At 43.2% G+C, this 11,471-nt stretch carries 6 protein-coding genes; all 6 read right to left on the reverse strand.

What is annotated here, in order from left to right:
- Positions 1–609: 609 nt before the first annotated feature.
- Positions 610–2,031, reverse strand: coding sequence for a SusD/RagB family nutrient-binding outer membrane lipoprotein (locus BP74_RS07440; RefSeq protein ID WP_496372631.1), 1,422 nt, complete (start codon positions 2,029–2,031; stop codon positions 610–612).
- Positions 2,032–2,041: 10 nt separating this feature from the next.
- Positions 2,042–5,242 carry a SusC/RagA family TonB-linked outer membrane protein gene (locus BP74_RS07445; protein WP_496372633.1) on the reverse strand — a complete coding sequence of 1,067 codons (3,201 nt, stop codon included), beginning with the start codon at positions 5,240–5,242 and terminating at the stop codon, positions 2,042–2,044.
- Between the two features lie 274 nt (positions 5,243–5,516).
- Positions 5,517–5,996, reverse strand: coding sequence for a lipid-binding protein (locus tag BP74_RS07450; RefSeq protein WP_496372635.1), 480 nt, complete (start codon positions 5,994–5,996; stop codon positions 5,517–5,519).
- Positions 5,997–6,007: 11 nt separating this feature from the next.
- Positions 6,008–6,664, reverse strand: coding sequence for a DUF5011 domain-containing protein (locus tag BP74_RS07455; protein ID WP_496372637.1), 657 nt, complete (start codon positions 6,662–6,664; stop codon positions 6,008–6,010).
- Positions 6,665–6,688: 24 nt separating this feature from the next.
- Complete coding sequence (locus tag BP74_RS07460; protein ID WP_496372639.1) at positions 6,689–8,164, reverse strand: SusD/RagB family nutrient-binding outer membrane lipoprotein; 1,476 nt, start codon at positions 8,162–8,164, stop codon at positions 6,689–6,691.
- An 11-nt stretch (positions 8,165–8,175) separates the two neighbouring features.
- Positions 8,176–11,343, reverse strand: a complete 3,168-nt coding sequence (locus BP74_RS07465) for a SusC/RagA family TonB-linked outer membrane protein (protein WP_496372641.1) — start codon at positions 11,341–11,343, stop codon at positions 8,176–8,178.
- Between the last annotated feature and the right edge of the window lie 128 nt (positions 11,344–11,471).

Genomic DNA, 11,471 nt, shown 5'->3' on the forward strand with positions numbered 1-11,471 from the left:
GTTAAATATTAATTATCAATGTGTTAAATAAAAGTAGATAATTACCTATGTATGAATTGCTTATGATCAAGATTTTGGTAAAAACCCAAAAAACTCGTTAAAACCCCATCAGGATTTATTAATGATCAGCTATAGACAGGTTAATTTTTAAGATAAATAGAACACAATTATACCATTTTACGTCTTCCATATCCTCAAACAGCATTACAATTAGTACCCTAGACCCCAAATTTTTAATACCTGGCTACACAACAACCCGGCAGCTGGGGCTACATACCCTGCCAAACAGGGGGATGTTCCAAAGATCTCCCATAGATGACCATAGATGTCCCATAGATGTCCCAACTATATAAGCATTGGGACATCTATGGAAGATCTATGGCAGATATATGGTATATGGTTAGGGCAAATGAGTCGCAAGTAGGGTGTATTGAGCAGGGAGCCATAGCAGACATTGGTATATTATTATAGTTTCGGGTGCCTTAGGTGTCAGCCCCTTGAATTCGGGCCATATCTTAATCAACTTCTCAATCACTCAACTTCGGTTCAATCCCTAAAAAGAAAACCGCCCATAGGGCGGTTTCCATAAACATTTAGAAACTGTACGGATCAAAACTTATCCCACCATAGTTTGGTAGACACATCATCTCCACCGATGGCTTCACCTGCGGCTTCAAAGTTGACGCGGTTCACATTCTGCTCATTAACAGGGTATGGGAAACGAACCGGAATATCTGATAAAGCTTCGTGGGCAGGTTCTAACTGGGGATAATCCAGTCTTCTCCACTCGATCCAGGCATCCCAGCCACGATTATATAAAGCGATCCATTTCTGAACACCTATGCTTTTCTTCCATTCAGCAGCATTATACGCTACACCAGGTTGTGCCAGGTAGGCGGCTGCTTCGGCTGCTGTACCTCCCCAATATAATATGGAGGCTGTAACACCCGCATTGTAATGGGAAACGGCAGTGCCACCAACATTAAACCCTCTCTGGGCTGCTTCGGCCAGGAACAATTCAGTTTCGGCATAATCCAGCAACAGGCCAGGGAATTCAGGCTTGGTAATATTTGGATTGACGTGTGAATTAGGCTCATAAGCCGACTGTAAACCTGGTTCAGCACCAGAGTAACCACCTGTAGGATCCTTGGTGAAGAAATTGTCAATGCGTGGATCATTGTGGGCCAGCAGGCTGTCGATGAAAGTGCTGGCAGCAACAAAATCATCCCTGCCACTGTTCACCAGGTCAACCCAGATAGGATTGGTATTAGGCTGAACATTCTGGTAAACCAGAGTAGCATTATCCGCATTGGAAGTAAATACACCACTGGCTACTGCTGCTTCCACCAGGGTTTTTGCTTTGGCTGCATCATCATCAGCAATGGTCATTGCCATCTTTACCTTGAAAGAGTTGGCAAACTTCTTCCATTTGGTCATATCTCCGCTATAGATAAGGTCAGCGCTTCCAAAGCCGCCTGCACCGGTATTGATGTTGGCAATAGCTGCATCCAGCCTGGTTAGCAGATCATTGTAAATGGTCTTGGCATCATCATACTTAGGGAAAGGCTTTTCAATATCCAGCGCCTCAGTGTAAGGGATATTGCCATAGGTGGTGACCAGGTAATACCAGGTGTACACTTCCATTACTTCGGTAACTGCCAGCCTGTTCTTTTGAACAGCTGCATCTTTTACATCACCGGGGATCAGTGCTTTGGCTTCCCGCAGATCACGAATAACATCGCGGTATAAGACATTCCAGGTAGCATCATTGATCTCCCTTGTACCCAGGTCATATTGGCTTTCTTCCGGGTATTGGGTCTCCTGCCAATGCTGAACGATCAGCCTGAAAATGTTCAGGTTGACGTTAGAGGAGGTCAGGGTATTGCTTAGAGAACGTTGCGCATTGGTAAAAAATGCCGATGAAGGCAAGGTCGCAGGATTCTTCGGGTCTATGTTCAGGCTCGAAAGATCCTTGGTACAAGCCATCGTGATGAACATGATGGCCGTTAAGGAATATATGATTTTTTTCATGGTCAATTGATTAGAATCTGAATTTAGCGTTAAAGGTGAAGGTCCTGGTTGTTGGGTAAGCACCGCTCTGGTATCCCTGCAGGTTGCCTGAGCTGATAGTCTCTTCAGGATCTGCATAAGGAATATTCTTGTCGATGATCCAAAGGTTCCTGCCGATCAGGGAAAGGTCGATACCTTTAAATGGATTCAATTTAGAAACCAGTGATTTAGGCAAAGAATAGCTGATAATAGCTTCTCTCAGCTTAACATAGCTGGCATCGTATACGAAACCGGCAGTTGGCTGACGGTAACCCAGTGTACCTTCAGAGTTAGATCTGCGCTTGGTATTGGTTTTGCCATCTGCATCCACACCAGGAAGAATGATTCCACCACCTTCAGCAATGGTATTGCGCGAAGGGTTGCCGAGATCATTCAAGGCAACTGATTCAGGATACAGACCTGTACCCATTCCATAATACATATCCAATGAGAAAATATCTCCACCCTGCTTGGTATCTATCAGGAAGCTTAGAGACAGATTTTTGTAACGGAAGCTGTTATTGATACCACCTACCCAGTCAGGATTGGCGTTTCCAATCACTTCATTAGACGTAGTAGAAAGAAGGTAACGACCATTTGTCTGGCTTACTACCTTCTCCCCGTTCTTGTATACATAGTTGGATCCACGGATTGTACCATAAGGTTGACCCAGTGAAGCATTCAAGGTAACACCTGCCTGGAAATCTGCTAATACAAGGTTTTCAGCACCTTCAAACAATTCCAGCACCTTGTTCCTGTTCTTTGACCAGTTTACATTGATATTCCAGGAGAAATCATTTGTTTTTACCGGTGTACCAAAAGCAGAAACTTCAATACCCTTATTTTCAATTGAACCTGCATTCAGGAATTTAGAGTTGTAACCTGTAGCTGTAGATAAGATCACCGGTGTGATCAGGTCATCTGTTTTAGAGCGGTAATAGCTCATATCAAAACCTACACGGTTTTTCAGGAAGGCCATTTCCACACCTGCTTCAAAGCTTCCGGTTAATTCAGGCATCAGGTTCGGGTTGTTCTTAGTACCAGCCACTGAACCCTGGGGATTTCCTCCAAATGGAGCGATACCCACATAAGAGTCATATACACTATACACTGGCGCATCATTACCCACTCGTGCATAGTTGGCCCTTACCTTACCATAACTCAACCAGGTAGCTGAAGGCAATAATTTAGAAAACGTAAAACCTGCTGACACTGAAGGATAATAATAGGTATTGTTATCCTTTGGCAAAGTGGAAGACTGGTCCCTGCGGATGGTTCCATCCAAAGTGATCATATCTCTCCAGCTGAAAGTAGCACCAGCGTATAGGCTGTGCACTTCCCTTCTGCCGTCAAATTCCACAGGGGCATTTGGCGTATTCAATGAATTGGAAAGCGCATATACTCTTGGAACGATCAAACCACCATTGGTTACAGCACGGATGCTTTCATTACGCCTTTTGTTCAGGGTACCTCCCAGTAAGGCTTTAAAATTGATATCTGATGTGATATTCTTATCCATGTTGGCGATCAGGTCGAAATTGGTTTCCCTGAAAGCATTGTTGTAACGGGAGTAAGAAGAAGTGGTAACACTTCCTACAGCCTGTCTTTCTTCCTGCAATTCATCATAGCCATCATGTGAAGCCCTACCCATGATATTCAACCATTCAACCGGTTTGAAGTTCAGGTTGGCCACGCCGAAATAACGGTTACGGGAATCAGATTCGTAGTTCTCGTAGCGGGTGAAGTATGGATTGTCCCAGAAGTTGGCTATCAGCCTGTTGGCACTTTTCCAGTTCCAGGTAGTATTGTCCCTGTTTCTGAAATAAGCATCTTTCTGCTCTTTTACATCCACATTCACTTCCCACCACTGGCGAAAGTTGGTCATCAGGTTTTTATCATCATAACCAGTACCATAACGGCCAAGACCATTGATATTGGTAAAGTTCATGGTAGCACCTGCTGTCAGCTTCGGTGTGATATTATAGGTACCGCCAAAATTCAGGAGGTTCTTGTTGATCTTGCTGTTTGGCAAAATGCCTTTGTCGTCATTGCGGGTATAACCCAGTTTAAAAGATCCTTTTTCAGAACCACCATCAATAAAGATGCTCTGGTTGGAAGAAACCGGTGTCTGGAAAAAACTGATTGGATCATTTGCAGCTCCAACCCATGGTCTTGCCTTACCAAAATAAGGAGAGGTAGGATCAAACGCATCCCATTGGTACACCATCAGGTTTGGATCGAACTTGGCACCGTAGGAGGCATCTTCGTGAAAAGGTGCTACCAGGTCCACAGTTCCATCACCATCCACATCCACTTCATTAAAATACTGGTCTTCGTCAGGACCATAGAATTTGCCATAACCGGCACCATATTGTTTCTGGTAAGTGGCAAAAGTTGATTTGTCAACCTTACCCACGGTCACACCAGAATTTACAGTGATACCCAGGCCACGGGCATTTTTCTTGGTAGTGATCAATATAACTCCATTAGACCCCTGGGATCCGTAAAGGGCACTGGCTGCAGCGCCTTTCAGTACTGTAACAGATTCAATATCATCAGGGTTGATATCAGCGGCGGCATTACCATAATCATAACCACCCCTACCGGTTCTCTGGTTAGCCGTATTGGTATTGCTGTTGCTGTAAGGCACTCCATCCACTACGAATAAGGCCTGGTTGTTACCTGTAATGGATTTGGTACCACGAATGATCACGTTGGTTGATCCACCCATGGTATTGGTTTGCCTGATATCCAGTCCTGCCACTTTACCGGATAGGTTCTGTACGAAGTTGGCATTGCGCGTTTTGCTTACTTCCTCTCCAGTCACCTGTTGCGCGGCATAAGGTGTCTGGTTGCGGGTTCTGCGTATGCCCAGGGCCGTTACAACTACTTCGTTTAGGCTTGATTGGGAAGTTAAAGTTGTGGAAACAGAAGACTGGTTTTTGATGTTCACTTCTGCTGTCTGGTAGCCTGCAGCACTAAAAACCAGGGTGGAGTTCGGAGCGGCTTCGATGGTAAAGTTTCCGTTTTCATCAGCGGCCACCCCTGTGGAACTGCCTTTAATGGTTACGGAGGCGAAAGGAACCGCTTTTCCCTGTGCGTCTGTTACGCGACCGGAAACGGCTCGGGTTTGCCCAAATGCCAATGCACAAAAAAGCATCAGCACTGTAAGCAGTGATAGCGTTTTCTTCATGTGAAATTTTAGATTTAAATGGTTAAGCACAAAACAGTCATTTGATCAATTGATCAGCTGATTTACAGGTACGCAGACAGCTGATCTTTTGAAAATGCTGCGCCAAGTTAGGGTGTTTTGGCATATAAATGTTCAAACATTGTTAACTATTTCAATTTTTAAGCGCATATAAATTACATTGAATGAACAAGTTATATAAAAAAAGAAAGCTGCCCTTGCGGGCAGCTTTCACCATTCACCATAATATTCTACCGTTGGTATATGATTTCAGCCTTTAATATTCATCTTCAATAAACCGGGTTCGGGCAGTGCCATTCATTTCATATATAGTTCCCGGGTCATCAGAGAATTCAACTTTCATATGAATACTGTCAACAATGTTTCCAGATTTGGAATGACCGGCATTAAGCAGCACTTTCCCTTCAGTTAAATTTATTGTTATTGGATAATATTGGTTAGGTGCATCCTTGGCAGAAAATGTTAAGTCATTAAAATTAGCAGCTGCTTTAAATTTTACCTGCCAACCATTTTTGTAGTCATCAACCCAGATAGAATCATTGTTTGCTGCTGTATTATAAGTTAGTATCTTAAAATGTCCAATCCCAAAAACATCAGGTGATCCGGGTTGATCTAATGTTACCCACCATTCATTAGCCATTTTTTGAGCAGCAGTTCCTCCAATATCGGGAAGATCTTTTTTGCAGGAGGAAAAACAAACTACTGCGACTATGGATAGTATAGAAATTATTTTCATTTTGAATCAGTTTATTGTTTAACAAAAGTTCTTAAGCCAGTCCCATATCCAGGGTTTAAAATCTTGATTGTATACTTTGCGGGTGGGCCGGGTGTATAGGATTCATTGGAGGAACTTGTAGTGTTCCCATCACTGGAGATCTGGGATGGAATAAATATAGTGTAGCCAGTAGGGTTAAAAAGGATAACAGTAAGGTTGGTACCAGGAGCTCCGCCTGGATTGAAAACCGAATATACTCCAGGTGCGAGTTTTGTCCATTCGGCAACAGAGCCATTGCTAGTACGGGCATATGATCCAGAAAGGTCATGTGCAGCAGCTGATGCATCTGTAGAATATACAACAACCGTCCTGCGTGTAGCTGCAGAAAATCCATCTTTATTTACAGCAGAATAATTTACTGTATAAACTCCAGGAGTATTTACGTCAACTGCTCCAGTCACTGTTGGCGTTAAATCATTACTACCTTCCTTGGCTATTACACCAGGGTCTGTGAATGCAGATCCTTTTTCTAAAACAATCACGTTATCCCCTTTAAGTGTCAATACAGGGAAGTTGGTAATCTTAGACCTGCCCACCGTCCCTTCAGGGTAATTAAAATCCGGTTCCTTATTACATGCAATTGTAAAGCTTAAGGCTACAAAAGCAAGGAAATATATTTTTATTCTCATGTTGATTCATTATAAGGTTAATAGTTACAATGCCCACCAAACCGGTGTTGTTATAGGAACCAGTGCGGGAGCATTTGGATTGGCCTGTGTCTCGAGTAATGGGAATACCAATCGCTTTGGTAATTGACCGGGTCCTAAAACAGAATTTTTAGAGGTCACAAATTCACCTGGCACATAAGAAGCATCTGTCGAATACACCGGGCTTGTTTTTGGATAGCCTGTCCGGTTCTTTTCAAAAAAACCTTCCAGGTAATGAACGCCATAGGCACAAGCCGCCCATTTTTGAGTGCTGATGGCCTGGATCTTTTCCTCCAGGGAACCAGATGGATACTCGTACTCACCCCCTGGTGCAATGAAGGCACTACCATCATTTCCTGTTTCGGCAAAAGCCGCCAATACACCCTTGTCATAAAGAGCCTTGGCTCCATCACCACCAAAATAGCGTTCGCGTGATTCCGCCTGCATGAAATAGGATTCAGCAGCGGACATAAACACTACGGGGTCAGTTGGGCGTTGAACCAATACAGTGGCTGTTTTATAACTTGGATTGGTACCTGTATAATCACCCTGGTGGATGGCTGTAGGTGTTGCAGTACCAAAGAAATAAGTAGCCCTTGTATCATTGTGGGAGGTTAAAAAAGAAGTGAAAGTAAAACTGGCCCTTAAATTATCGGGTGTGTTCAATGAGCGGATATTTTGCTCATACATAGGATTGTCCTTATCCTTCACATTGGTAAATCCAGTTAATGCAGCATCCGTATTTAAAAATTTGGCGCCATCTGCATACAGCTTTTTAATTCCTGTCTCTGCATCCTGTGGTTTTTTGTTGACCATACGCAGGTACAACTTCATTTTCATACTGTTGGCAAACCTTGTCCATTTATCCAGGTCACCATTAAATATCAGGTCTGCACTTTTATCAGCCGGGGTAAGAATGGAAGCTTTCAAGGGCTTTGCCAATGCTGTATCCAATAATTTGAGGAGATCAAGATATATGTTATAACCATCATCGAATTTGGGAGTAAGATTAGCAGTACCTTGCAAAGCTTCAGAATAGGGGATCTTGTCATACAGGTCCACCAAGACCTGCGCCGTGTAGGCTTTCATCGTCGCTGCCATTATATAAAAATTCCAGTTCTGGGTTTCTTTAGACTTATCCAAAACAAATTGGTAGTTCTTTAACCCATTAGCAAACAGGTTCCTGTAGCCCCTGTTATAATCAGCTGTCCCAAGCTGGTAGGCATCTATTGTTTTATATTGGTTGGAAAATGCAGACTGGGTAACATATTCTCCCCATATGGCCCCCACAATGGCCAACTCTCCGCCAACGCCAGCAGCTGTACCAAAGACGGCAGCTGGAAATACAACTGAAGGCGTTCCATTGGCTACCGCAGGAACATTGGGATTCTGGTTGATATCCAGTTGTTTTTTACAACTGGTAGTTAGAAGCAATCCTGCAATCCCGGCAATGAAAAATATTTTATATGATCTTGTCTTCATGATTGTAGTTTTTAAAATGATGCTTTTAATGCTACTCCAAACTGGTACGAAGTGGGAGCAGTTCTAAACTCACCCAATTCACTGGCCAGGTCATTACCCAAATTGGAGGCTTCAGGATCAAGGTAAAAATTGGATCGTGGTGTCCACAACAGGAAATTGCGGCCATAAACACTCACTGATAAATTAGTGGCGCGAATCTTTGAGGCCCATGTTGATGGCAATGTATAACCCAGGGATATATCCCTTAGTTTGAAAAATGACTTTTCAATGATCCTGTCGTAATAAGAGCCTGCTTTATTCTGTGTAGGGTACCAATAGTCCGTGTAAGCACCTTCATCAATTACGATGGTATTTTCTTCATATGTCGGTTTGCCATTAGCATCTGTTCCGGTCTGTACCACTGAATTAGGAATGATAAAAGGCCTGCGGTCATTGTAGGTCGTGTTGTATGCATTTCCGGTAAAGTTTAACAGGTCGGCTGTTCCGCTATACATATGGCCACCCTTTCTATAATCCAATGAAAATGATAATTGTAAACCCTTGTAAGTAAAGGTGTTCAACATTCCCATCATGTAATCGTATTCAGCATTGCCATAAAAGCCCTTATCTGCGGCTTCCAGTGGCATACCTGTTGTTGAGCTGACAATGATCTTTCCGTCAGAGGTAAATTGAGGGACAGGTGCATATATGCCTGTCAAAGATTTACCCGGGTACCCGATCAGCGAGGCATCATAAGCAGTATTTAAGATCACATTATCCAGTCCTGTAGTTAAACTCTTCAGCTTGTTCCAGTTCTTGGAGAAAGTATAGGTCATAGACCAGGTCAAATTCTTCATATCCAAAGGCTTTGCATCAAGGGCGAGTTCAATACCTCGGTTTTGCACCAGGCCAAGGTTGTTTACCAGACCTGTATATCCTGTGGAAGGAGCGATGGGAACAGTGATGATCTGTCCCTTGGTCTTTTTATCATACAGGGCAACGTCCAGGCCTAAGCGATTTCTGAAAAAGCGGATCTCCGCCCCTACTTCACCCTCGGTTGTAATTACCGGCTGCAGGTTTAAATTACCAATGGTATTACTGATACCAAATGATGTGACACCGGCAAAAGGGAAGGTCAGGTTTCCAAAACCTAAACCCACATTACCAATGGCGAGAGTTGGATACACTAAATAGGGATCGGCATCAGAACCGGTCTTACCGTAGCTACCACGAAGTTTAATCAGCGAAATGGTTGAATTATTCAAACCAAATGTTTGTGAAGCCACCCAGGACAAGCTGGCACCGGGATAAAATATACTGTTGTTATCTATAGGCAAAGTAGATGACCAGTCATTCCTTGCATTCAATGTCAGGAACACCTGGTTGGAATAACCCAGTATAGCCTGTGCATAGCCACCTACCCTTTTCCTGTGCTGGGCAAAATCTGTAGCTGTCGGAGGATTTAATGAATTACTTAGATTGTAAACACCGGGGATGAACAGGTCTGTAATAGAAGCTGAAGAAGCCTTTTGATCCTGCTGGTAATAATTGGCACCTGCCAGGGCTTCCAGGCTGATATCATCGGTAATACCGGTATTATATTTCAATATAAAATCGCCGTTGATGGCTCCCACATATTGAGCTAATTCTGAAACAGAGCCAACGTCTGCCGCTCTCGATGCGCCTTCTGTATTACCACCCTTGTTCCAGCTTCCAATACCAGGAGCATTTACAGCTTTGTAACCGAATGTCCGGGCATTGGTGATATCACCACCTAAACGCATTTGAGCAGACAACTTGCTGGTAAAGGCATAATTCATATCCACATCCCCAAAGAACCTGTCTGAATTTTGTGTATTCTTGTTTTCATACAATGGATAATATGGATTCTCCGCATACGGAGTAAAGTAATTATCTACGTTGAAGAACTTATTCTTATAGTCCCTGAAATCTTTAATAGGTATATCTACAGGTATTTGCAGTATCTCTTCAAAAATGGATCCTCCATCACTTCCACCCTGCCCTGTAAATGGAGCGTTTTGTTTTTTATTGCTGTAATTGAATGAGCTGTTGAGTGTAAATGCTTTGAACTTACTATTGGTACGTAAGGCAAAGGTATTGCGCTGGTAGTAATCTGTTACCGTAGGTATGACACCATCACTCACTACATTACCGTAAGAGAAATAGAATTGGGAAGTTTCATTACCTCCAGATAAGCCGATGGTATTATTAGCTTCAACACCGGTATTATAGAAATCGCGGATATTGTTATCAATAAAACTAAATGGCTTGATCAACTGTGAATTGTCTACTATGGAACCCCATGCCCTGGTTTTTCCATCCATTTTAGGTCCCCAGCTTCCATTCTCAGGTAGGACAAAAATGCCACCCCAGCCCTGTCCAAAAATACTTTGCATTTCGGGCAGCTTGCCTACCTTGCTAAAGTTGACTGAACCATTATACTCCACTTTCAACTTGCCGCTTCTACCTCTTTTGGTAGTGATCATGATGGCGCCATTCTTGGCATTGGAACCATATAAAGAAGAAGCAGCCGTTCCTTTCAATACTGATATGCTTTCAATATCACTTGGGTTAATATCATTCAAGCCATTACCAAAGTCGACGTTATCGCTTGCACCAAACCTTGAATCATTCAGGGGGATACCGTCCACCACGTATAATGGCTGGTTGTTACCTATTACACCATAGCCTCTCAGCACTACCTTGGTAGAAGAACCCGGTCCACCCGTTTTGGATATATTGGCTCCGGCAATTTTTCCTGATAAGGCGTCAAGGGCATTGGCAGGTGCCGCCCTTGTGATTGTTTCACTATTAAATGTTGAAGTGGCATAACCCACCTTGGTTTTACTTCTAGTTTGTCCCAGGGCTGTAACAACCACTTCGGTCAAGGCACTTTGTGAAGTCAATGTAGAATTCACTGTGGTTCTGTCACCTATATTTATTTCTGCTCCCTGGAATCCTGCAGCACTGATCACCAACACGGCATTAGGGGGTGCCTGGATGGTGAAATTCCCATTTTCATCAGCTGATACCCCGGTGGTTGATCCTTTGATAACCACTGAAGCATAAGGTACTGCCTTACCCTGGGCATCAGTTACACGCCCGGAGACTGTACGGTTCTGACTCCATGCCATTAGAAACAGCATGAGTGCAAAGCACATCATTAGAATTTTTCTCATGAATAAACTATTAAATGGTTAATATTCTATACCTCACAGCAAAGCATAAGTGTAGAAGAAAATGTTAAGGCCTGTGATAAGAATAGACAATAAGGAAAAAGTAATGCTGCACCAGCATCATAGTGATA

Source organism: Flavisolibacter ginsengiterrae DSM 18136, from assembly GCF_059568575.1.